The following is a 23489-nucleotide window of genomic DNA, read 5'->3' as shown; positions in this document are numbered from 1 at the left end:
TCGCCCCATGCGGACACGTCTCTATCATCACCCCATTTTCGCCGAGCACCTCACCGGTCCCGGCCATCCCGAGCGCCCCGAGCGCATGCAGGCGGTCACGGCCGCGCTCGAGGACGAGGCGTTCCAGCATCTCGACCGGGCCGAGGCGCCGGAAGGATCGCTGGAGGCGATCTATCGCTGCCATCCGGAGGATTACGTCCGCAAGGTCGCGACGACGATCCCCGAGGAAGGGCTGGTGCGTGTCGACAACGACACCATCGTCAGTCCGAAGAGCTTCACCGCGGCGTTGCATGGCGTCGGCGCGGCGACGGCGGCCGTCGACGACGTGATGACGGACGAATGCGACAATGTCTTCGTTGCCGCCCGCCCGCCCGGCCACCATGCCGAGCGCCAGACCGCGATGGGCTTCTGCCTGTTCAACAACGCCGCCATCGCCGCGCGCCACGCCCAGACGGTCCACGGCCTCGACCGCGTCGCGATCGTCGACTGGGACGTCCACCACGGCAACGGTACCCAGGACATCTTCTGGGAGGATTCGTCGGTGATGTACTGCTCGACCCACCAGATGCCGCTCTATCCGGGCACCGGCGCCAAGGGCGAGACCGGCCAGGGCAACATCGTCAACGCGCCGCTGTCGGCCGGCGACGGCAGTGACGTCTTCAAGGACGCGTTCCGCTCGCGGGTGCTGCCGGCGCTGCGGGACTTCCATCCCGACCTCGTCATCATCTCGGCCGGCTTCGACGCCCATCACCGCGATCCGCTGGCCAATCTGAAGCTGACCGAGGCGGATTTCGACTGGGCCACCGCCGAACTGATGGCGCTGGCCGACCGGGCCTGCGATGGCCGGCTTGTGAGCCTCCTCGAAGGCGGTTACGACCTGCACGGCCTCGCGGTCTCCACCACCGCCCATGTCAAGCGGATGATGACCGGCTGATCACGACCTCTTCGACAAGAGGCCCGGCACCGGACATTCGGAAACACAAGACAGACGGACACCATGCCCGAACGCGACGACGCCCCGCTCCCGACCGACGATTCCGACATTGCCGAGATGAGCTTCGAGAATGCCCTCGCGGCACTGGAGCGGATCGTCTCGGATCTCGAACGCGGCGATGTGCCGCTGGACCGCTCGATCCGCATCTACGAGCGCGGCGAGAAGCTGAAGAACCATTGCGACCGGCTGCTCTCCGTGGCCGAGGACAAGGTCGAGAAGATCAAGCTCAACCGCGCCGGCAAGCCGGTCGGCACCGAGCCGCTCGACCCCGATTGAGACGCTTCCCCGAAGGACAAGGCAACCGGACGTTCCCTCCGGCCGTTGTCCGTTCGTGTTTGCGGCCAGCGGGTTGAACCTCGCGTTTTGGAACCGATGTAAAGTGTTTCGCGCCGCTGGCGCGTGCATCTGACAGGCAGTGAAAGGTCCCGCCAGTGTCTTCGAAGTCGGTAACGCCACTGCTCGACCAGATTTCCTCCCCCGCCGATCTGCGGACCCTGAAGGAAAGCCAGCTCCGGCAGGTGGCCGACGAGCTGCGCACCGACCTGATCGACGCGGTCTCCAAGACCGGCGGGCATCTGGGCGCAGGCCTCGGCGTGGTCGAACTGACCGTGGCGATCCATCACGTCTTCAACACGCCCGACGACCGGCTGATCTGGGATGTCGGCCACCAGGCCTATCCCCACAAGCTTCTCACTGGGCGCCGCGACGGCATGCGCACCGTGCGCCAGGAAGGCGGCCTGTCGGGCTTCGCCAAGCGCACCGAGAGCGAATACGACCCGTTCGGCGCCGGCCATTCCTCGACCTCGATCTCTGCCGGCCTCGGCATGGCCGTGGCGCGCGACCTGTCGGGGGGCAAGAACAACGTCATCGCGGTGATCGGCGACGGCGCGATGAGCGCGGGCATGGCCTATGAGGCGATGAACAACGCCGGCGCGCTCGACGCGCGGCTGATCGTCATTCTCAACGACAACGACATGTCGATCGCCCCGCCGACCGGCGCCATGAGCGCCTATCTGGCCCGCCTCGTCTCCGGCAAGACCTATCGCAGCCTGCGCGACCAGGCGAAGTCGATCAGCCAGCACCTGCCCGGCTTCTTCCGCGAGGGCGCCCGGCGGACCGAGGAATATACCCGCGGCTTCTTCACCGGCGGCACGATGTTCGAGGAGCTCGGCTTCTACTATGTCGGGCCGATCGACGGCCACGATCTCGACCATCTCCTGCCCGTGCTCAAGAATGTCCGCGACGCCAAGACCGGGCCGATCCTCGTCCATGTCGTCACCAAGAAGGGCAAGGGCTACGGCCCGGCGGAGAACTCCGCCGACAAGTACCATGGCGTGTCGAAGTTCGACGTCATCACCGGCGCCCAGGCCAAGTCCAAGGGCAATGCACCGAGCTATACCGGCGTCTTCGCCGACAGCCTGATCCAGGAAGCGCAGGACGACGACAGGATCGTCGCCGTCAACGCCGCCATGCCCAGCGGCACCGGCCTCGACAAGTTCGGCGAGATCTTTCCCAAGCGCACCTTCGACGTCGGCATCGCCGAGCAGCATGCCGTCACCTTCTGCGCCGGGCTGGCCAGCGAGGGCTACAAGCCCTTCGCCGCGATCTACTCGACCTTCCTGCAGCGCGCCTACGACCAGATCGTCCATGACGTGGCGATCCAGAAGCTGCCGGTGCGCTTCGCCATCGACCGGGCCGGCTATGTCGGCGCCGACGGGCCGACCCATGCCGGCTCCTTCGACACCGGCTTCCTGTGCCCGCTGCCGGGCATGGTGGTGATGGCCGCCGCCGACGAGGCCGAGCTGCGCCACATGGTGCGCACCGCCGCCGTCTACGACGAGGGCCCGATCTCCTTCCGCTATCCGCGCGGCAACGGCACCGGTGTCGACATGCCGGAACGCGGGCAGGCGCTGGAGATCGGCAAGGGCCGCATCGTCAGGGAGGGCACCAAGGTCGCCATCCTGTCCTTCGGCACGCGCCTTGCCGACAGCGTCGCCGCGGCCGAAGAGCTGGAAACCTTCGGCCTGTCGACCACCGTCGCCGATGCGCGTTTCGCCAAGCCCCTCGACACCGAACTGATCGGTCGCCTCGCCCGCAACCACGAGGTGCTGATTACCGTCGAGGAAGGCGCCAGCGGCGGCTTCGCCTCGCAGGTGCTGGAGCATCTGGCGGCGCGCGGCCTGCTCGACCACGGCCTGAAGATCCGGCCGCTGATCATGCCCGACCGTTTCCTCGATCACGCCGCGCCGGAGACGATGATCCGCCAGGCGGCACTCGACCGGCAGGGCATCGTCGACACCGTCTTCCGGGCCCTCGGCACCGAAGCCAGCCGCGTCCTGCAGGCGTAACCTCCTCCTCGATAAAGGGCTTCGCGCGCGTTACTGCTTGCCATTTGCCGCCGCTGGCCGCATGACCTGCCGATGGCCTCCACCGAAGAACAACATCTGTCGCGCGTCCGGCTCGACGTCCTCGTCAGCGACCGCGGTCTTGCCGCCAGCCGCGCCCGTGCGCGCGACGCGATCATGCGCGGTCACGTCAAGGTCGACGGGCAGACCGTCACCAAGCCGAGCCTCAACGTGCCGCCCGAGAGCGAGATCACGCTGGACGACCCGGCCGCCGACTATGTCTCGCGCGCCGGGCTGAAGCTGGAAGCGGCGCTCGACCAGTTCGCCATCCCCGTCGAAGGCCGCACGGCCGTCGATCTCGGCGCCTCGACCGGCGGCTTCACCGAGGCGCTGCTGCGCCGCGGCGTCGCCCATGTGGTCTCCATCGACGTCGGCCACGGCCAGATGCATCCGCGCATCGCCGCCGATCCGCGCGTCACCGCGATCGAGGGCCTGAATGCCCGCGACCTGACCCGCGAGGATATCGGCGGCCGCACCTTCGATCTGCTGGTCGCCGATGTCAGCTTCATCACCCTGCGGCTGGCCCTGCCGCCGGCCTTGGAACTGGCCGAGCCCGGCACCACCGGCGTCTTTCTGGTGAAGCCGCAATTCGAGGCTGGGCGCGAGGCGATCGCCAAGAACGGCCTCTTGCGCGATCCCGACAGCGCGCCGCAGGTGGCCGAGGCCGTGCGCGACTGGCTCGCCGCCCAGCCCGACTGGCAGGTGAAGGGGCTCGCGCCCTCGCCGATCCCGGGCGGCGACGGCAATCACGAATTCCTGCTGATCGCCGAAAAATCATGAGCCTGGAACTGACCATCGACCGGCTCGGGGCGCAGGGCGACGGGGTCGCCGACACAGCGTCCGGGCCGGCCTTCGTGCCGTTCACCCTGCCGGGCGAGCGGGTCGAGGCGACCGAAGCCGGGCGCCGCTTCCGGCTCGACGCCGTCCTCACCTCCTCGCCGCAGCGCCAGACGCCGCCGTGCCCGCATTTCGGCACCTGCGGCGGCTGCGACCTGCAGCATGCCGACGATGCGCTCTACACCGCCTTCAAGCGCGACGTCGTGGTCGATGCGCTGTCGCGCGTCGGCCTCGACACCGAGATCGCGCCGCTGGTGGCCTGCCCGCCGGCCTCGCGCCGCCGGGTGGCGCTGTCGGCGGTCGGCGCCGGAAAATCCGTGCATCTCGGCTTCAATGCGGCCCATTCGGACCAGATCGTGCCGATCAAGGTCTGCCCGATCGCCCTGCCCGCCATCCAGCGGGCCCTGCCCGCGTTGCAGCGGCTCGCCGCTCTGCTGGCCGATCGCAGGACACCGCTGAAACTCACCGTGACCGTGACCGACACCGGTCTCGACGTCGCCGCGACCGCCGCGCCCAAGCTGGCCGAGGGCAAGCGGCGTCAGGCCATCGCGCTGGCCGTCAGCGAAGGCTTCGCGCGGCTCACCGTCGACGGGGAGATCCTCGTCATGACGCGGCCGCCTTCGATCGCCTTCGACGGCATCACCGTCGAGTTGCCGCCCGGCGCCTTCGTCCAGGCCGTGGCAGCGGCCGAAACCGCGATGGCGTCGCGGGTGACGAAGCATCTGGCCGGCGCCAAGCACGTCGCCGATCTCTTCTCGGGCTCCGGCACCTTCGCGCTGCGTCTTGCCGTCCAGTCGCGGGTCCATGCGGTCGAATCGGAAGCTGCGCCGCTTGCCGCGATGACCGCGGCCTGGCGCACCCGTCCCGGCCTGAAGCCGCTGACGACCGAGCGCCGCGACCTCTATCGCCGGCCGATCCCGGCGAAGGAACTGAAGGCCTATGACGGCCTGGTCTTCGATCCGCCGCGGGCCGGCGCCGAAGCGGTGTCGCAGGAGATCGCGGCGTCGAAGATCAGCCGCGTCGCCGCGGTCTCGTGCAACCCGGTCACGATGGCCCGCGACCTGCGCATTCTCGTCGATGGCGGTTTCCGCCTCGTCGAGGTGACGCCGGTGGACCAGTTCCTGTGGTCGCGCCATGTCGAGGCGGTCGCGCTCTTGGAGCGCTGACCGGCCCCGGGCGCCGCCGCGATCCCTTTGATTCTCCGCGACCGAGCGACTAAGCCCCTGCCATGACCGGATATCTCACCCAGTATGGCTACGCCTTCCTGTTCGTGGTCGTGCTGTTCGAATCCACCGGCATTCCGCTGCCGGGCGAGAGCATTCTGGTCGCCTCCGGCATGCTGGCCGGCGAAGGATCGCTGAACATCTGGGCGGTGCTGTTTGCCGCCTTCGCCGGATCGATCGTCGGCGACAATCTCGGCTATGTCGTCGGCCGGCGCTACGGGCGGCGGATCGTCGTGCGCTGGGGCTCGCGCTTCGGCCTCGGCGAAAAGCGCTTCGCCATGGTCGAGGAGCGCTTCAAGAATTACGGGTTCGCCGTCGTGCTGGTCGCCCGCTTCGTCATCATCCTGCGCCAGCTCAACGGCTTCGTCGCCGGCACGATGCGGATGAGCTGGCCGATCTTCCTGTTCTACAACTGCATCAGCGCCGCCCTGTGGAGCGCCGCCTACGGAGCCGGCGCCTATCTGTTCGGCTCGGCCTTCCGGCATTTCTTCGAGGCCTATTCGACCTGGCCGATCTTCGTCATCGCGGCGCTCGTCTGCGTCATCGGCATGGTGGGAACCTACAAGTTCCTGTTTGCCGAAGAGGACGACGAGACGCCGGCCGAAGATTCCAACACCGCAGATGATGCCTCGCTGCGCGGCAAGTCCTGACAGGACCCACCGCCACGCCCCGCCCGGCGGGGCGCCGACCGGTCAGCGCGACATGAAGGCCATGAAGGCGGCGCGGGCCTCGTCAGAAGTCAGCCGCTCGGAGAAATGCTCGATCTCCCGCTCGATCCGCGCCACGATGTCCTTGCGGTCGCCGCGCAGGAGCTCGCGCGCGATCGCCACGGCTTTCGGCGGCTTCTGGGCCAGCCGCTCGGCGGTCTCGCGCGCCACCGCCTCGACGTCGTCTTCCACGACCTTGTAGACGATCCCGGCCTCGCGGGCGGCTTCCGCATCGAAGGTGTCGCCCAGCGCCAGCAGCGCGAAGGCCCGCTGGTCGCCCATGATGCGCGGGCCGATGAGGCTGGACCCGGCCTCCGGCGTCAGGCCGAGATCGATGAAGGGCGTGCGGAAGATCGAGCGCGACGAGGCGAAGGCCATGTCGCAATGCATCAGCAGCGTCGTACCGATGCCGATCGCCAGACCGTCGACGGCCGCGATCATCGGCTTCGGCGCGGTCGCGACCGTCGTCAGGAACTCGTGGATCTCGGTGCGCTGCAGCCCGCCCTGTGCCAGTGTCAGGAAGTCCTTGATGTCGTTGCCGGCGGAAAAGGCGCCGGGCACGCCGCAGATCAGGATCACCCGCACCGCCTCGTCGCCGGCCGCGCCCTGAAGCGCGGCAGTGATCGTGCGGTACATGTCCAGCGTGATGGCGTTCTTCTTGTCCGGCCGGTTCAGCCGGATGGTCAGGACGCCGTTTTCGGTCGTCGTCTGGATCAGATCGGTCATGGTCGCGGTCCTACTGCAGGATCGAATGGGCAGCCGCGAGGCTGGCGGCGCCGCCGACGACCTGCCGCTTCAGGGCACCGGTCTCCGACAGGAGGTTCTCAGCCATGAAACGGGCGAGATGGGCGCGCTCGGTGCGGGTCGTGTCGGCCAGCGCCGCCTTGGCGAGATAGACCGCGCCGGCGGTGAGGCCGAACAGCCGCAGATAGGGCGTCGCCCCGGCAAGCGCCGTGTCCATGTCCTTGGCGGCCGTGGCGTTTGACAGGAACTCCGTCGTCTCGCGCAGATCGGCCATCGCTTCGGCCAGCGCGTCGCCGGTCTCACCGAAGGCCGCCTCGTTCTGACCGCGCACCGCCTCGATCGTTTCGTCCAGCTCGGCGAAATAGCGGCGCACCGCCTCGCCGCCGGACTGGCCGATCTTGCGGGCCACGAGATCGATCGCCTGGATGCCGTTGGTGCCCTCGTAGATCGGCGCGATGCGGGCGTCGCGCAGCAGCCGGGCGGCGCCGGTCTCCTCGACGAAGCCCATGCCGCCATGCACCTGGATGCCGAGCGAGGCGACCTCGACGCCGACATCGGTGGAGAACGCCTTGGCGATCGGCGTCAGGAGGTTGGCCCGCTCCTTCCACGCCGCTGACGCCTCGGCGTCGGCGCGATGCGCCTTCGCCATGTCGGTCGCGTGGCCGCAGGCATACGTGATCGCCCGCACCGCGCCGGTCAGCGACTTCATCGTCAGCAGCATGCGGGCGACGTCCGGATGGTCGAGGATCGGGCTCATCTGGCCGCCGGCTTCCGGATTCTTCGCCAGACGGGTCGCGCGTCCCTGGCGGCGCTCGCGGGCATAGTCGAGCGCCTTCTGGAAGGCGGCTTCGGCGACGCCGATGCCCTGCACGCCGACCAGCAGCCGGGCGTTGTTCATCATCGTGAACATGCAGGCGAGACCGCGGTTCTCCTCGCCGATGAGATAGCCGACCGCACCGGCCTCCTCGCCGTCGACGCTGCCGTCGCCGTAGATCATCGTGCAGGTGGGCGAGCCGTGGATGCCAAGCTTGTGCTCCACCGAATGGCAGAAGGCGTCGTTGCGGCGCCCGAGCGAGCCGTCTTGGTTGACCAGGAACTTCGGCACCAGGAACAGCGAGATGCCCTTCACGCCGGCCGGTGCGTCGGGCAGGCGCGCCAGCACCAGATGGACGATGTTGTCGGTGAAGTCGTGCTCGCCATAGGTGATGTAGATCTTCTGGCCGAAGATCCGGTAGCTGCCGTCATCGGCGCGTTCAGCCTTGGTCTTCAGCGCCGACAGGTCCGAACCGGCCTGCGGCTCGGTCAGGTTCATCGTGCCCATCCAGGCGCCGGTGACCAGCTTTTCCAGATAGGTCGCCTTCAGTTCGTCCGAGCCGTGGGCCTCCAGCGCCTCGACCGCGCCGACGGTCAGCGTGGGTCCGATGGCAAAGCCCATCGAGGCGGAGTTCCACATCTCGAAGACGGCGGCCGACAGCGAGGTCGGCAGGCCCTGGCCGCCATATTCCTCCGGCCCGGTCAGAGCGTTCCAGCCGCCGGCCGACCAGTTCTCGTAGAGCGCCTTCCAGCCGGTCGGCGTCGTCACCACGCCGTCCTTCACCGAGGTGCCCTCGCGGTCGCCGACATCGGCCAGCGGCGCGATCTCCTCGCCGGCGAAGCGGCCGGCCTCTTCCAGCACGGCGTCCAGCAAATCGGGGGTCAGTTCGCCCAGAAGGCCATGTTCCATCGCCGCTTCCAGTCCCGCGACCTTTTTCAGCGCGAAGGCGATGTCATCGACCGGTGCCTTGTACATGGTAGATCTCCTCATGCTCGAACCGAGCGGATTGCGACGGAGGCAGGCTCACGACGCAATTACCTTTTACGTAATCGTCAATCAACAGGAGCGGAACCGAAAGCCGCCCGAACCATTCTACTGGCATCACTCGAAGGGAGATTTGCATGCGGTTCGTGCGGTATGGTGACCGGGGCTCTGAACGGCCCGGTCTGCTCGACAACGACGACCGTATCCGCGACCTCTCCGAGCATCTCTCCTCCCAGACCAGCGAGCCTCTCGACCCCGACCGCCTCGCCGCGGCCGGCCGGCTCGATCCCGCGTCGCTTCCACTGGTGGCCGAAGGCGTGCGGCTGTGCAAGCCCGTGCGGCGCATCGGCAAGATCATCGGCGTCGGGCCGAACTATCACGACGCGGCGGCCCAGGCCGGCTTCAAGGTCAATCCCGAACCGACGCTGTTCCTGAAGGCGGCAACGGCGGCCTGCGGGCCGAACGACCGGATCGAACTGCCGAAGCTGGCGAGCCGCGTCGACTGGGGCGTCGAGCTGGCCGTGGTGATCGGTCGCACGGCCAAATATGTCAGCGTCGAGGAGGCCATGCGCCACGTCGCCGGCTTCACCCTTGCCAACGACGTCACCGAGCGCAGCTTCCAGCTGCAGCGCGGCGGCCAGTGGTCGAAGGGCAAGTCGCACGACACCTTCGCGCCGCTCGGGCCCTGGCTGGTGACGCCGGATGCGGTCGGCGACCATGACGCGATCGATCTCTGGCTCGACGTCAACGGCGAGCGGCAGCAGAGCGCCAGCACCGCCGGCATGATATTCAAGGTGCCGTATCTGATCTCCTACATCTCCCGCTTCATGCGGCTGGAGCCCGGGGACGTCATCCTGACGGGCACGCCGGGCGGCGTCGGCCTGTCCTACGACCCGCCGCGCTTCCTGAAGGCAGGCGACCGGATCACCGTCGGCGGCACCGGCCTCGGCAGCCAGTCCTCGCTCTGCGTGGCGGTCTGACACGCGGACCGGTCCCCTCACGACCAGGGCCGGCCCAGCGGGTCGTCGCGCGTTGCGCGCAGCGCCCCGGCCAGAACCGCCGATAGACCCTTCTCCCGCCACCCTGACGGGTCATCCAGCCCCATCCGTTCCAGCGCCGCCTCCTCGCGCGGATCGGGCGTCATGCGCCAGCCGGCCAGCGCCAGACGCGCCAGGGCGAGGCGATCGGACTTGGCCGACTTCAGCAGCTTCAGCGCCGGCACGAGCCGCCGCTCCTCGGCGGTCAGCGCCGTGCCGAACGGATAGGCCGGCAGCCTGTCTGCATAGGGTCGCAGGGCCTCGACCACATCCGCACGCCTGTTGCGCTGAGGCGGCACGAAGCCCCCCTCCAGCTTCGTCCCGGCCATCGCCGCCTTGGCCAGCCCCGTTTGAAACCGCCCGTCGGCCAGCCCGATCATCGCCGCCACGGTGTCGCGGTCGGTGCGGCCGCGCAGGTCGGCGACGCCATATTCGGTGACGACGATGTCCTTCAGATGCCGGGGGATGGTGGTGTGGCCATAGGCCCAGAGGATGTTCGAGGGCCCGTTCGCGCCGCGGGTGGACGGCAGGCCGATGACCGAGCGCGCATCGGGCAGCTCAAAGGCCTGGGCAACGAAATTGTACTGGCCGCCGACGCCGGAGACGACCCGGCCGTCGTCGAGCTGGTCGGAGCAGATGTCGCCCAGCGCCGTCGCCAGCATCGCGGCGTTGAAGAAGCGTGCGTTGCGGCGATCGGCGGCGTGGGTTGCGCGGTCCTCGGCCGGCACCGCGTTGACGAAGGAGATCTCGCGCATCGACAGGAGCGCCCGCCGCTCCGGCGCCATCTCCCGCAGCCGGGCATAGAAACTCTGCGGGCCGACGAAGAAGCCGCCATGCAGGACGTTGCCGTCGCTGGCCGGGCGCCGGAGGATGCCGGCCTCGAACAGCTCCAGCAGCCCGTCGACGAACATCTCCGACAGGCCGTAGAGCCCTTCGCGAAACGGCTCGGTCTCAGGCTCGAGGCTTTCCGGCCAGTTGCCGAGGGCCGCCAGCATCGCCTTAAACGTTACCGGATCGCGATGCCGCAGGATGAGCGCATGGGTGAGCGCGTCGCCGATCCCGCCAATGCCGATCTGGATGGTGCCGCCATCCTTCACCAGCGCCGCGCTGTAGAGGCCGATGGCGTATTCGACGGGACCGATGGGCTGCTTGGGCACCGAGAACAGGCGCGCCGCTTCGACGTCTTCGCCCTCCAGCAGACAGTCGAAGCGCTCGGTCGGCAGGGCCGCCGGACCGCCCATGAAGGGCAGGTTCGCATTGGCCTCGCCGACGAAGAGGATCGGCTGCCCGCGCTCGCGCGCCGCGTCCATCGCTGGCAGGAGGTCGAGCGTCATGTCGGTGTTGGAGGACAGCGACCATTGGCTGCGGTCGGCCGATGGCGCGACCATCTGGCCGATGACATTGACGCCGCTCGCCAGGATGTAGCCGGCGGCATGGGTGTAGTTCGCCGTGACGTAGTTCTCCTGGGCGTGGCGATTGCCCAGAAGCGCGCCGGCCTGGAGGAAGAACTCGACCACCCGGACATTGGGCGGCAACGCATCGTTGCGGCGGTCCGCGACATAGTCGAGCCGGGTCACGCCGTCGTAGAGGCGCTTGGCCAGCGGCCCGGCAAAGCGGCCCTCCAGCCCCTCGCCGCCGGAGGGCGGGTCGAGGGACAGGGCCGTCTGGATGGTCAGCTCGACCTGCGGGTCGCGCAGCGCCCGGCGGTAGAGCGCGTTGGCGACATGGTTCGCCTTGCCGAGACCGAGCGGCAGCGCCAGGACGATCGTCTTGCCGACCGCCGCGATCACCGCGTCGGCCAGCGCATCGGCCTCGGTGAAGCGTTGCGTCATCAGCTCTTCAGGCGCTGCCAGCCCTCGTCCGGCGCAAAGCGCGGCCCATGCTTGTCGGCCAGTTCCTTCATCCGGGCGACGATCTCGTCGACGCCGCGCTGTTTCGCGTAGTGGATCGGGCCGCCGCGGAAGGGCGCGAAGCCGGTGCCGAAGATCATCGCGCCGTCGGCGACGTCCTCGCTCTCCACCACGCCCTCGCGCAGGCACGCAACGACCGCGTTCAGCATCGGCAGGATCAGCCGGTCGAGCATGTCCGGATCGTCTTTCGAGCCGTCCGGCAGCGCGTCGAGGCGCTGCTTTTTCGGCTTGCCGTCCTCGTCATAGGCATAGAGCCCCGCACCGGTCTTGCGGCCGAGCCGGCCCTCGTCGACCATGGTCTGCAGCCAGCCGGGCGAATCCGGAAAGGCCGTGTCGAGGCGTTCGCGCAATGAGGCGGAGACGTCGAGGGCGATGTCGAGGCCAACCTGGTCGGTCAGCTCGACCGGGCCCATGGGCATGCCGAATCCTTCGGCGCAGGCGTCGATGCGCTCCTTCGGAATGCCCTCGTCGACCATGATCAGCGCCTCGGCCATGTACGGCGTCAGCGAGCGGTTGACGAGGAAGCCCGGCGCCGAGGTGACCGGGGCCGGCAGGCGCGACAGCTCCACCGCGAAGGCGGTCGCCCGGCGCGCCGTCTCGGAGCTGATCGCATCGTGGCTGACGATCTCGATGAGCTGCATGCGCGAGACCGGGTTGAAGAAGTGCAGGCCGACGAGGCGCGACGGATCGGCGAGACCGGCGGCGAGATCGGCCAGGGGTAGCGCCGAGGTGTTGGTCGCCAGCAGCGCCCCCTCCTTCAGCTGCGGCTCGATCTCGGCGTAGATCTTGCGCTTCAGCTCGATCTTCTCGGGCGCCGCCTCGATGACGATGTCGGCGCGACCGATGCCGTAGCCCATCGGGTCCGGCACCAGCCTGTCGAGGGCATCGCGCACCTTCAGCGGGTCCTTCAGGGTCGCCTTCAGCATCTTCTGGGCCGCCTTGATCGCCTTGCCGATCGGCGCCGTGGCCACGTCGCCCAGCGTCACGGAAAAGCCCTCGCGCGCCGCCCAGGCGGCAATGTCGCCGCCCATGGCGCCGGCGCCCACCACATGCACGTGCCGGATCCCGGATGCCCCCTCCTTCAGGGCACGCATGGTCTCGCGCAGGAAGAACACCCGGACGAGGTTCTGGGCGGTGTCGGTCTCGATCAGCTCGGCGAAGCTGTCGATCTCGCCCTCCTGCATGGCCTTGGCGTCGCCGCCATGTGCCTCCCACAGATCGATCAGCCTGTAGGGCGCCGGATAGTGCTCCTGCGGCGCCTTGGCGGCGGCGCTCTTGCGCATCTGCTTGGCGGCGAGCGAGCGCGCCGGTTTCACCGAGAAGGCGTGTCCCTTCAGGCTGCGGCTCGCGGTCGGCAGATCGTTGTAGAGCGCGGCCTGCACGGCCGAGGCGACGTGCCGCTCCTCGACCACGGCATCGACGAGGCCGATCGACTTCGCCTTCTTCGCCGGCATCGACTTGCCGGTCAGCATCATGGTCATCGCCTCCACCGGATCGGCGATGGCGGTCGAGCGGTAGGTCCCGCCGAGCCCCGGATGCAGGCCGAGCATCACTTCGGGAAAGCCGAGGCTGGCGTCGGCGACGGCGATCCGCCGGTCGCAGGCCAGCGCCAGTTCCAGACCGGCGCCGAGGCAGTGGCCATGAATGACCGCGATGGTCTTGGCCTTCACCTTCGACAGCCGGTCGAGGACGAGATGGGCTTCCTTGAGCATGCCGCGGATCTCGCCGGTCGAGGCGCCGGCGAATTGCTGGATGTCGGCGCCCGCGGCAAAGCCCGACGGTTTGGCCGAGCGGATGACGACGGCCGAGGGGCGTTGGTCGATGATCTGGTCGACGTGGTGCGACAGCTCCTCGATCACGCTGCGGTCGATGGTGTTGACCGACTTGCCGGGGCGATCGAGCACCAGCCAGTAGACGTAGTCGTCGTCCGTGGCGGCGCGCCAGTTGCCGGTCTGCTCCGCGTCACGCACCGGCCCGAGTTCGAGGGCGCGTTCGGATAGTGCCTTCAGCATTCTGCCCATGGGTGTGCTCTCGTCTTTCGTCGAATGTCAGGCGCCCGGACCGGTTCGCGGTCCGGCGGCGGGGCGGATCAGGCCGCTTCCAGAAGCATGGCGCCGCCGAGGCCACCGCCGATGCACTCGGTGGCGATGCCGCGCCTGCGGCCGAGCCGGCGCATGGCATTGGCCAGATGCAGGGTGATGCGGTTGCCGCTTGTGCCCACCGGATGGCCGAGCGAGATGGCGCCGCCATCGACATTGATGTTGGCGTGGTCGATGCGGCCGCCGCGCCCGTCGAGGCCGAGAACGCCGTCGGCGACCTTCGGATCGTCGAAGGCGGCGATGCAGGCCAGAACCTGCGCCGCGAAGGCCTCGTTCAGCTCCCACAGATCGACGTCGGCCACGCCCATTCCCTGCCGCTTGAGGATCGGCGCGGTCGAAACCACCGGGCCGAGCCCCATGATCGACGGATCGAGCGCGCCCCATTCGGAATCGACGATCCGCGCCAGCGGCGTCAGGCCATGGCGCTCGACGGCCTCCTCCGAGGCGAGGATCGTCCAGGACGCGCCATCGGTGATCTGCGAGGCGTTGCCCGCCGTCACCTTGCCATAGGGGCGCTCGAAGACCGGCTTCAGCTTCGCAAGGCTCTTGGCGGTGGAGCCCGGCCGCACGCCGTCGTCATGGTCGAAGACCTCGCCGTCGCGCGAGAAGGCCGGCAGCATCTCGTCCTTCAGCCAGCCTTCCTTGGTGGCGTGGGCGAGCCGGTTGTGGCTCTCGGCGGCGTAGCTGTCGGCGTCGCGCCGCGAGATGTCGAAGAGATGCGCCAGGATCTCGGCGGTCTGGCCCATGTTGAGATCGGAGATCGGGTCGGTGAGGCCGCGCTCCAGCCCGATCACCGGCTTCAGGAATTGGGGCTTCAGGCCGGTGAAGGCCTTCAGCCGGTCGGTGGTCGTGCGGGCACCGTTCAGCCTGGCGAACCAGTCGACCGCGCCGCGGCGCAGCACCAGCGGCGAATGGCTCAGCGCCTCGGCACCGCCGGCCAGCACCATGTCGGCCTTGCCGAGCTCGATGGTCCGGAACGCCGTGTCGATCGACTGCATGCCCGAGCCGCAATTGATCTGCACCGTGAAGGCCGGAATCTCTTCCGACAGGCCGAGCCGCAGGGCGGCCACCCGCGCCGGGTTCATCTCGTCGGCCACGACATTGACGCAGCCGAGGATGACGAGGTCGATAGCGTCCGGCCCGAAGGGCTGGCGCAGCATCAGGGGCCGCCCGCACTGGACCGCGAGATCGACGGGCGAGAACGGTCCCGGCTTGCCCCGCGCCTTGATGAAGGGCGTGCGCGCGCCGTCGACGAGATAGACGGGTCTGGTCATTATTCGGCTGCCTCGCGGTGGGTTTCGTCGCCTCCGGTGCGGTTGCGGTCGTGTTGGGAGGCGATCGGGGACACGTCGGCCATCGGGAAGGCATCGACGGCCACGACCTTGTCGACCGCCGCCTTGGCCTCGGCCAGACGGTCAAACTCGGCATCGGTGATCACGCCGGCATCGCGCGCCTCGGCCGGATCGCGCATCTTCGCCTCGCGCATCTTCTTCTCGATGGGCGCCGCCTCGGTGACGAGTTCGAAGGCGAGTTCCAGATCCTTGACCGGATGCTCGGCATGGCCCTCGCCGAGATAGATGTCCGGCGTCAGGCGATCGCGCTGCGAGGACGGCCGCATCAGGATCGCTGCGACCTCGCCGGTCAGCTCGTCCGACGGCTCCTGGAAGGGCACGCCCAGCGGGAAGGCCAGAACCCGGGTCACCGCGGCGGCCCAGCGGGCCGGAAGATTGTCGAGCACGCCCTCGAAGGCGAGCGACATCCGGTTGTAGCCCTTCTGCATGATGAACTCGACGATCGGGCGGTCCACCTCCGGGCGGCCCTCCACCTCGAAGCGCTTCAGGACGGCGCCGAGGAGATAGAGTTCGGAGAGGATGTCGCCGAGCCGGGCCGACAGCATCTCCTTGCGCTTCAGGGCACCACCCAGCGTCAGCAGCGACAGGTCGGCGACCAGAGCGAAGGCCGAGGCGAAGCGCGAGAGCTGGCGCCAATGGCCGATGAAGGCGGCGTTCTTCGGCGCCGGGGCGGCCATGCCGCCGGTCCAGCCGCGCACGAAGCAGCGGAACGCATTGGTCAGCGAATGGCCGACATGCTTCCAGAAATGCGTGTCGAACTCCTTCAGCCCGCGATCCTCGTCCTCGTCGGACAGGGCCAGCAATTCCTTCAGCATGTAGGGATGGGCGCGGATGGCGCCCTGCCCGAAGATCATCAGGTTGCGGGTCAGGATGTTGGCGCCCTCGACGGTGATGCCGATGGGCACCGACTTGTACTGGGCGCCGAGATAATTCTTCGGCCCGTCGATGATGCCCTTGCCGCCATGGATGTCCATGGACCGCTCGACGGACTCACGCATGCGATAGGTGGCGTGGGCCTTCATGATCGCCGAGACGACCGACGGCTTGTGGCCCTCGTCGAGCGCCGCCACGGTCAGCCGCCGCGCGGCGTCGATCAGATAGGCGTTGGCGGCGATCTCGGCGAGCGGCTGCTGGATGCCCTCGAACATGCCGATCGGCACGTTGAACTGGGTGCGCACCCGGGCATAGGCGCCGGTGGTGCGGGCGCAGAAGGCGGCCGCCGCGGCCGATTGCGACGGCAGCGAGATGCCGCGCCCGGCGGCCAGCGCCGTCATCAGCATGGTCCAGCCCTGGCCGATCTGCTCGGCCCCGCCGAGGATCCAGTCCAGCGGAATGAACACGTCCTCGCCGTAGAGCGGGCCGTTCTGGAAATAGGTGAAGGCGGGAATGTGCCGGTCGCCGGTGCGCACACCGGGCGTATCGGTCGGGATCAGCGCCACCGTGATGCCGAGATCCTCGCCGCGTCCCAGATGGTTCTCGGGGTCGAACATCTTGAAGGCGAGCCCCATCACCGTCGCGACCGGGCCAAGCGTGATGTAGCGCTTGTGAAAATTGAGCCGGATGCCGAGTTTGCGCTCGCCCTCGTGCTCGCCATATTCGACGACGCCGCGATCGGTCATCGCCGCCGCGTCGGAGCCGGCTTCCGGCGAGGTCAGGCCGAAGCAGGGGATTTCACGGCCGTCGGCCAGCCGCGGCAGCCAGTGATCGCGCTGCTCCTGCGCGCCGAAATGCAGCATCAGCTCGCCGGGTCCGAGCGAGTTGGGCACCATCACCGTGACGCCGGCGACGACGCTGGCCGAGGAGACCTTGCGCACGACTTCCGAATGGGCGGTGTTGGAAAAGCCGAGGCCGCCATATTCCTTCGGGATGATCATGCCGAAGAACTTCTTGCGGCGCATGAAGTCCCAGACTTCCGGCGGCAGGTCGCGGTCCTCCCAGACCAGCTTCCATTCGTCGATCATGGCGCAGAGTTGGTTGACCGGACCGTCGAGGAAGGCCTGCTCGTCGGGCGACAGCCGCGCCGGCGGCATGGCGACCAGCTTGTCCCAGTCGGGATTGCCGGTGAAGAGCTCCCCGTCCCACCAGACGGTGCCGGCGTCGATGGCCTCGCGTTCCGTGGCCGAAATCGGCGGCATTACCGTCTTCGCCCATTTGAAGATCGGCCGCGTCAGCTTTTCCTGACGAAAGGACATGGGGTGCGCTCCCGGTTCGAAACTCCTGTGCGCCTAATGTATGGTCGCGCCGATGGTTTCCCAGCCATGCATGTGCATTGCCGCATGCGCGGACGCACGGCGACGCGTCACCGCGCCCTTCGACAGGCGCGGCGACGGGGATGCACGGGATCTGCGGGAGAGTTCAGCGGCGGCCGCGGCCTCGCGTCAGGCCTCGGTCATGATGGCGCGGTGGCCGATGTCGGAGCGCCAGAAGCCCTCGGTCCAGTCCACCGCCTCGACCGCCTCATAGGCGCGGCGGGCCGCTTCCTTCACCGTGTCGCCGGTGGCGGTGACATTGAGGACGCGCCCGCCCGAGGCCACCAATCCGCCTTCGGTCAGGGTCGTGCCGGCCTGGAAGACCCGCATCGAGGCGTCCGGCGCCGGCAGGCTGCGGATCGCGGTGCCCTTGGCATAGGTGCCGGGATAGCCGTCGGCGGCCATGACCACGGTCAGCGCCCGCGCGTCGGACCATTCGGGGCGCACACCGGAGACGTCGCCCTCGGCGGCGGCCAGCAGGATCGGCAGGACGTCGCTTTCCAGACGCATCATGAGCACCTGACACTCCGGATCGCCGAAGCGGACATTGTATTCGATCAGCTTCGGGCCGGTCTCGGTCAGCATCAGGCCGACATAGAGGACGCCCCGGAACGGCGTGCCCGCGGCCGTCATGCCGGCCAGCGTCGGCTCGACGATCTCGCGCATGACGCGCTTCGTCACCGCGTCGGTCATCGGCAGGGCCGGCGAATAGGCGCCCATGCCGCCGGTGTTCGGGCCGCGGTCGCGGTCGAAGGCGCGCTTGTGGTCCTGGGCCGTGCCGAAGAACAGCGCCCGCTCGCCGTCGCAGATGCAGAAGAGGCTCGCCTCCTCGCCCTCGAGGAATTCCTCGACCACCACTTCGGCGCCCGGCCCACCGAAATCGCCCTCGAAGCAGGCGTCGACGGCGGCAATCGCCTCTTCCTTGGTCTCGGCGACGGTCACGCCCTTGCCGGCCGCCAGCCCATCCGCCTTCACGACGATCGGCACGCCGCCGGCATTGATGTAGTCGCGGGCCGCGGCGGCATCGGAAAAGCGCCGGTAGCGGGCGGTCGGGATGTCGTGCAGCGTGCACAGATCCTTGGTGAAGCCCTTCGAGCCCTCAAGCCGCGCGGCGGCCTTGGAGGGACCGAACACCTTGATGCCGGCCTCGTTCAGCGCATCGGCCAGACCGTCGACCAGCGGCTGTTCAGGACCGACCACGACGAGGCCGATCTCATGCTTGCGGCAAAAGCCGGTGACGGCGGCCGCATCGGCGACGTTTAGGGCGACGATCTCGGCATGTTCGGCGACGCCGGGATTGCCCGGCGCGGCGAACAGTTTTCCCAGCTCCGGCGACTGGGCGATCTTCCAGGCGAGCGCATGCTCGCGGCCACCCGATCCGATGAGAAGAACATTGATCGTCATGCAGTCCTGCCAGCGTCTTTGTCGCGCGGGCGGAGATCGGCAAGTCCCCGCACCGGACGCGATGAATTTCCACGAGATTTCACGGCGGACGGACGGTCTTTGATCTTGGCAGACCTGTCCGTTCCGGCCGCGCCCGACAGCCGACGCTGCCGATTACGTTTCAGTCCGCCCTGCGGTCAAGTTCCCGACGCGAGAAAGTCGCACGGTTCTCCGTCGAAAAAACTTGACTGCGGCATTTTTGCGGACATGGTCGGAAGCATGTCGAATCTCAAAGGCACCCTCGTCGACAAGGCTGATCGCGTTGCCGACGCGCCGTCGAACAACTGGGTCTATCGCACGCTGCCGCGCGGCGCCTGGCCATACGCGCAGCTCGCCCGCTGGGACCGCCCCATCGGCTGGCAGCTTCTCCTGTGGCCGTGCTGGTGGTCGGCCGCGCTGGCACCGCAAGCGGTGGCCGCCGGGGCGGTGCATACGGGCCTGCCGAGCCTGTGGCACCTGGCGCTGTTCCTGATCGGGGCGATCGCCATGCGCGGCGCCGGCTGCACCTATAACGACCTCGTCGACCAGAAGATCGACGACATGGTCGCGCGCACCCGCTCGCGCCCCCTGCCCTCCGGCCGGGTCACGCGGCGCCAGGCGAAGATCTTCCTCGCCCTGCAGGCCGCCGTCGGCTTCATGGTGCTGATCCAGTTCAACAATTTCGCCATCCTGCTCGGCATCGCGTCGCTGGGCACGGTCGCGATCTATCCGTTCCTGAAGCGCTTCACCGACTGGCCGCAGCTCGGCCTCGGCCTCGCCTTCTCCTGGGGCGCGCTGATGGGCTGGGCCGGCTATTGGGGCTCGCTGTCGCTGGCGCCGGTACTGCTCTATGCCGGCAGCATCCTGTGGGTGATCGGCTACGACACGATCTACGCCCATCAGGACAAGGAGGACGACGCGCTGGTCGGCGTGCGCTCCACCGCAAGACTGTTCGGCGAGCGCACCAAGGGCGCGCTGACGATCCTGTATCTGGGCACGCTGGTGCTGTTCCTCGCCGCTTTCGTCTCCACCGGGCAGGCCAGCGGCGGCGGGGTCACGTGGCCGGCCTATGCCGGCCTGGCGATCGGTGCCTTCCAGATGATCTGGCAGATCCGCACCCTCGACATCGACGATCCGGACCAGTGCCTCGGCCTGTTCAAGTCGAACACGATCTTCGGCTGGATCGTCTTCTTCAGCCTGATCGTCTCGGCGCTCTGGTCGCTGTCCTTCCCGATCCCGGCAAGCTGAAACGCCGCGCATCCCTCACAGGATGCGCGGCGCTCGATCTGTTGCCGTCGTCTGCCGACGATCAGTGGCGGGCGATGATCTCCTCGCCGCTGACGATCATGCGGATGCCGAGGCCCGGCTTGCGACGGGCAAGGAAGCGCGGCCGGCGCTGGCGGTTCGGCGAGCGCCGACGCGGCGCCGGAGCAGCCGCCTTGATCTTCCCCAACGTCTCTTCGAGGCTCTGGATGGTGCCGTCGGCCTCGACCATCAGCATCGGCAGGCCGAACAGATCGGACCAGCCGCGCCAGTCGGCGGCCACGTCGTAAAGGTCGCTGGCCACCAGAAGCGGCACGGTGCATTTGGGATCGTGGTGATGTAGCTCGAGGGTGACGGTCACCTCGCCGTCGCCATTCTCCATGGCGCGGGCCGCGACGCCCTTGAAGGCGCGGGCCGGCAGCGCGATGGACACTGGAATGCCGGACTGATCGAGCTTGCGATGGACGACAGCGCCCCGGCGATCGACCTTGTAGGTGACCATTTCCCCGTCCTCGACCATCTCGATCGTCTGGCGACGGTCTGAGGCAGCGGGATCGAGGCGGACCGGAACGGTGGCCCAATTGGGCCGGGCTGCTGTGTTCGGAGCGATGCTCATGGATTGACGCCTTCTGCCTCTGTCGAGAGCCGATGTTTCGGTCTCTCCCTGTCAGCCGATGTCTCCCGGCTTTGATATGACGACAGTAGGATGCGCATCTTGAAGTCGCGCTAAGAAAGGCGGTTAAGTGTTCCTCACTCCGACGAGGGTTACCAAGACGAAAACTTGAATCAAACCTGAACGAGCTTGCCGGGGTTCAAGATGTTGTTAGGATCGAACACCGTCTTGAGCCGCCGCATCAACTCGATCTCCGCGCCCGCCTTGGTGCGGGCCAGCTCGTCGCGCTTCAGCTGGCCGATCCCGTGCTCGGCCGAGAACGTGCCGTCCATCTCGGCGACGATGCCATGGACGAGGTCGTTCATCTCGTGCCAGCGGGCGAGGAAGGCATCGGCGTCGGCGCCGACCGGCTGCGAGATGTTGTAGTGGATGTTGCCGTCGCCGAGATGGCCGAAGGCAACGATCCGCGCGCCGGGAATGGCCTCCAGGACGGCCGCGTCGGCGGCGGCGATGAAGTCCGGCACCTTGGCGACCGGCACGGCCACGTCGTGCTTGATCGAGCCGCCTTCCGGCTTCTGCGCCCAGCTCATCTCCTCGCGCATCATCCAGAAGTTCTCGGCCTGGGCCAGCGACTGGGCGATGGCGGCGTCGGCGATGATCTCCGCCTCGAAGGCCGCGGTCAGGACGCCCTCCAGCGTCGCGGCCGCCTCCTCCTGCGACCGGCTCGAGGAGACCTCCATCAGCACGTACCAGGGATGCTGCGATTCCAGCGGGTCGCGAGCGCCCTGGGTGTGGCGCAGCGTGAAGTCGAGGCCGATCCGCGGGATCAGCTCGAAGGCGGTGAGCTGCTGGCCGGCCTGCCGCTCGGCAAGCTTCAGGAGGTCCAGCGCCGCCGCCGGCGAGGCCAGGCCGACATAGGCCACTTCGCGTCCGGCGGGCTTGGGAAACAGCTTCAGCACCGCCGCGGTGATGATGCCCAGCGTGCCCTCGCCGCCGATGAACAGATGGCGCAGATCGTAGCCGCGATTGTCCTTCTTCAGGCGGCGCAGGCCGTGGATCACCTCGCCCGAGGCCAGCACCGCCTCGACGCCGAGGCAGAGTTCGCGGGCATTGCCATAGGCCAGCACCCCGGTGCCTCCGGCATTCGACGACAGATTGCCGCCGATCTGGCAGGAGCCTTCCGAGCCGAGCGACAGCGGGAACAGGAGACCGGCATCGTCGGCCGCTTCCTGGGCGCGCTTCAGGACGACGCCTGCCTCCACCGTCAGGGTCCGCCCGACCGGGTCGACGTCGCGGATCCGGTCGAGCCGGGAGAGATTGACCAGCACCTCGCGCTTCGAGCGCGGCGACTGGGCGCCGACGAGGCCGGTATTGCCGCCCTGCGGCACGATCGCCGTGCCGGTCTCGTTGGCAAGGCGCAGGATGGCCGACACCTCCTCGACGCTGCCGGGGCGCAGGACGAGCGCCGTCTGGCCGGCATACAGGTCGCGGGGTTCATGCAGATAGGGCGCCACCATGTCCGGCGCGCGCAGCGCATTGGCGTCGCCGACAATGGCGGCGAACCGGGCAAGAAGGGCTTCGGGAAGGGCGGTATCGATCTCGGTCATGCCCATGTGAATAGCCCGCACGGCGTGATCCGTCGAGACGCGGTCCCCGTGGCGCCAGGGGCAATCCGGATCGAAGTGTTGCGTCGTCAGCCGCGCGGCGCAGCGGCCCTACGCAGGCGGTCGTTGATCGCCTCGCCGAGACCCGATTGCGGGATCGGCGCCACGGCGATAGCGGTGATCTCCGGCGCGTCGAAGGCCGCCAGCGCGGCAAAGAGCCCGGCCGCCGCCTCGCGCAGATCGCCGGAGGGGCTGAGATTGACGATCGCCGCTGCCTGGTCCTGCCCGGCGACCGGCGCCGGCCCGAAGGCGATCAGATATTCGCCCGGCGCCACATCGGTCGCATTGAGCCGCACCCGGCCGGCGGGCGCATAATGCGAGGTCAGCTGGCCCGGCGCGTTGATCGCCGCATCGCCGGCCGGATCGACCACCGGCAGGCCCGTCGCCTGCGCCAGTTCCGCCCGGCCGACGCCGCCGGCCCGCAGCAGGACCAGCCGATCGGCCTCGGGCATGACGATGGTCGATTCGACCCCGACCTCGCAGGGCCCGCCGTCGAGGATCAGCGGCAGACGTCCGCCGAGGCCGCGCAGCACCTGGCCCGCATTGGTCGGGCTGACCCGGCCGGACGGGTTGGCGCTGGGCGCGGCGAGCGGCCGTCCGAGCGCGGCGGCCAGCCGGCCGGCAATGCCCTGCGGCGCGCGGATGGCGACGGTGGCAAGGCCGGCCGTTGCCAGCGGATGCACGGGCGAGCCCTCTTTCAGGGCCAAGACCATGGTCAGCGGCCCCGGCCAGAAGGCTTCTGCGAGCACCGCGGCGACCGGGCCGATCTCGGCCAGGGTCGCGGCCATGGCGAGGTCCGGCACGTGGCAGATCAGCGGGTTGAAGCGCGGCCGGCCCTTGGCCTCGAAGATCCGCGCGACGGCGGCACCGTCGGTCGCGTCGGCGGCAAGGCCGTAGACGGTCTCCGTCGGAATGCCCACGAGTTCGCCCGCCGCCAGCAGTGCGACGGCACGGCGCACCGCATCGGGCGCATCGGCGGAGAGGAGTTCGGTCTTCACGGTCAGGACCGATTGCAGAAGCGGAGCGGAAAGGAAAGAGGCGCGGGCCCGATCAGGTGGCGCCGATGCCGTGCGAATGGCCGGCTATCACGCCCTGCCGTTGCGCGGTTCGCGCCGGCAGGCTTCACGTCGGACGGCGATGGCCGGTCGCCCCTAGCGGAGACGGCGGCCCGA

18 protein-coding genes are annotated in these 23489 nt (G+C 68.6%); 8 read left to right on the top strand and 10 right to left on the bottom strand.

Annotation, left to right across the window (positions count from 1 at the left end; translation table 11 throughout):
- Positions 1 to 7: 7 nt before the first annotated feature.
- The 6 genes from H536_RS0108040 (at position 8) to H536_RS0108015 (ending at position 6109) form a co-directional block, all read left to right on the top strand.
- Positions 8 to 934, top strand: coding sequence for a histone deacetylase family protein (locus tag H536_RS0108040; protein ID WP_024349977.1), 927 nt, complete (start codon positions 8 to 10; stop codon positions 932 to 934).
- Between the two features lie 63 nt (positions 935 to 997).
- Complete coding sequence (locus tag H536_RS22470; RefSeq protein WP_009210630.1) at positions 998 to 1270, top strand: exodeoxyribonuclease VII small subunit; 273 nt, start codon at positions 998 to 1000, stop codon at positions 1268 to 1270.
- A 155-nt stretch (positions 1271 to 1425) separates the two neighbouring features.
- Positions 1426 to 3342, top strand: a complete 1917-nt coding sequence (gene dxs, locus H536_RS0108030; RefSeq protein WP_024349976.1) for a 1-deoxy-D-xylulose-5-phosphate synthase — start codon at positions 1426 to 1428, stop codon at positions 3340 to 3342.
- A gap of 72 nt (positions 3343 to 3414) precedes the next feature.
- Positions 3415 to 4179, top strand: coding sequence for a TlyA family RNA methyltransferase (locus H536_RS0108025; RefSeq protein ID WP_024349975.1), 765 nt, complete (start codon positions 3415 to 3417; stop codon positions 4177 to 4179).
- A complete protein-coding gene (locus H536_RS0108020) occupies positions 4176 to 5402 on the top strand; it encodes a class I SAM-dependent RNA methyltransferase (RefSeq protein ID WP_024349974.1) in 1227 nt (408 codons plus the stop codon). The genes H536_RS0108025 and H536_RS0108020 overlap by 4 nt, the downstream gene beginning before the upstream one ends.
- Before the next feature lie 62 nt (positions 5403 to 5464).
- Complete coding sequence (locus tag H536_RS0108015) at positions 5465 to 6109, top strand: DedA family protein (RefSeq protein ID WP_024349973.1); 645 nt, start codon at positions 5465 to 5467, stop codon at positions 6107 to 6109.
- A 42-nt stretch (positions 6110 to 6151) separates the two neighbouring features.
- On the opposite strand, the gene H536_RS0108010 is transcribed toward H536_RS0108015, so the two are convergent.
- Positions 6152 to 6892 carry a crotonase/enoyl-CoA hydratase family protein gene (locus tag H536_RS0108010; RefSeq protein ID WP_024349972.1) on the bottom strand — a complete coding sequence of 247 codons (741 nt, stop codon included), beginning with the start codon at positions 6890 to 6892 and terminating at the stop codon, positions 6152 to 6154.
- A gap of 10 nt (positions 6893 to 6902) precedes the next feature.
- Positions 6903 to 8699 (bottom strand): acyl-CoA dehydrogenase family protein, encoded by a 1797-nt coding sequence (locus tag H536_RS0108005; protein WP_024349971.1) that lies wholly within the window; start codon positions 8697 to 8699, stop codon positions 6903 to 6905.
- Positions 8700 to 8845: 146 nt separating this feature from the next.
- On the opposite strand from H536_RS0108005, the gene H536_RS0108000 reads away from it, so the two are divergent.
- Positions 8846 to 9688: a fumarylacetoacetate hydrolase family protein gene (locus H536_RS0108000; RefSeq protein ID WP_024349970.1), complete on the top strand. Its 843-nt coding sequence runs from the start codon at positions 8846 to 8848 to the stop codon at positions 9686 to 9688.
- Between the two features lie 17 nt (positions 9689 to 9705).
- Here H536_RS0108000 and H536_RS0107995 read toward each other — a convergent pair whose 3' ends face one another.
- From H536_RS0107995 to purD, 5 genes are all read right to left on the bottom strand, one after another.
- Positions 9706 to 11577 carry an acetyl-CoA hydrolase/transferase C-terminal domain-containing protein gene (locus H536_RS0107995; RefSeq protein ID WP_024349969.1) on the bottom strand — a complete coding sequence of 624 codons (1872 nt, stop codon included), beginning with the start codon at positions 11575 to 11577 and terminating at the stop codon, positions 9706 to 9708.
- On the bottom strand, positions 11577 to 13676 hold the full coding sequence (locus tag H536_RS0107990) for a 3-hydroxyacyl-CoA dehydrogenase NAD-binding domain-containing protein (protein WP_024349968.1): 2100 nt from the start codon (positions 13674 to 13676) through the stop codon (positions 11577 to 11579). Before H536_RS0107990 ends, H536_RS0107995 begins: the two co-directional genes overlap by 1 nt.
- Positions 13677 to 13744: 68 nt before the next feature.
- Positions 13745 to 15028: an acetyl-CoA C-acetyltransferase gene (locus H536_RS0107985; RefSeq protein WP_024349967.1), complete on the bottom strand. Its 1284-nt coding sequence runs from the start codon at positions 15026 to 15028 to the stop codon at positions 13745 to 13747.
- Positions 15028 to 17298, bottom strand: coding sequence for an acyl-CoA dehydrogenase (locus tag H536_RS0107980; RefSeq protein WP_024349966.1), 2271 nt, complete (start codon positions 17296 to 17298; stop codon positions 15028 to 15030). The genes H536_RS0107985 and H536_RS0107980 overlap by 1 nt, the downstream gene beginning before the upstream one ends.
- A gap of 186 nt (positions 17299 to 17484) precedes the next feature.
- Entirely contained in the window at positions 17485 to 18753 is a 1269-nt protein-coding gene (gene purD / locus H536_RS0107975) for a phosphoribosylamine--glycine ligase (protein ID WP_024349965.1), read from the bottom strand.
- Positions 18754 to 19017: 264 nt separating this feature from the next.
- Here purD and ubiA point away from each other — a divergent pair, with 264 nt between their 5' ends.
- Positions 19018 to 20025 (top strand): 4-hydroxybenzoate octaprenyltransferase, encoded by a 1008-nt coding sequence (gene ubiA, locus H536_RS0107970; protein WP_024349964.1) that lies wholly within the window; start codon positions 19018 to 19020, stop codon positions 20023 to 20025.
- 61 nt (positions 20026 to 20086) lie between these two features.
- On the opposite strand, the gene H536_RS0107965 is transcribed toward ubiA, so the two are convergent.
- The 3 genes from H536_RS0107965 to H536_RS0107955 form a co-directional block, all read right to left on the bottom strand.
- Entirely contained in the window at positions 20087 to 20656 is a 570-nt protein-coding gene (locus H536_RS0107965) for a DUF6101 family protein (RefSeq protein WP_024349963.1), read from the bottom strand.
- A 170-nt stretch (positions 20657 to 20826) separates the two neighbouring features.
- Positions 20827 to 22260, bottom strand: a complete 1434-nt coding sequence (locus H536_RS0107960) for an FAD-binding oxidoreductase (protein ID WP_024349962.1) — start codon at positions 22258 to 22260, stop codon at positions 20827 to 20829.
- Between the two features lie 86 nt (positions 22261 to 22346).
- Positions 22347 to 23315 carry an L-threonylcarbamoyladenylate synthase gene (locus H536_RS0107955; RefSeq protein ID WP_024349961.1) on the bottom strand — a complete coding sequence of 323 codons (969 nt, stop codon included), beginning with the start codon at positions 23313 to 23315 and terminating at the stop codon, positions 22347 to 22349.
- Positions 23316 to 23489 lie beyond the last annotated feature (174 nt).

The sequence above is a fragment of the Aurantimonas coralicida DSM 14790 genome (assembly GCF_000421645.1).
Taxonomy (GTDB): domain Bacteria; phylum Pseudomonadota; class Alphaproteobacteria; order Rhizobiales; family Rhizobiaceae; genus Aurantimonas; species Aurantimonas coralicida.
Note: the sequence above shows the minus strand (reverse complement) of the source record. Positions and strands in the feature narration are given on the sequence as shown.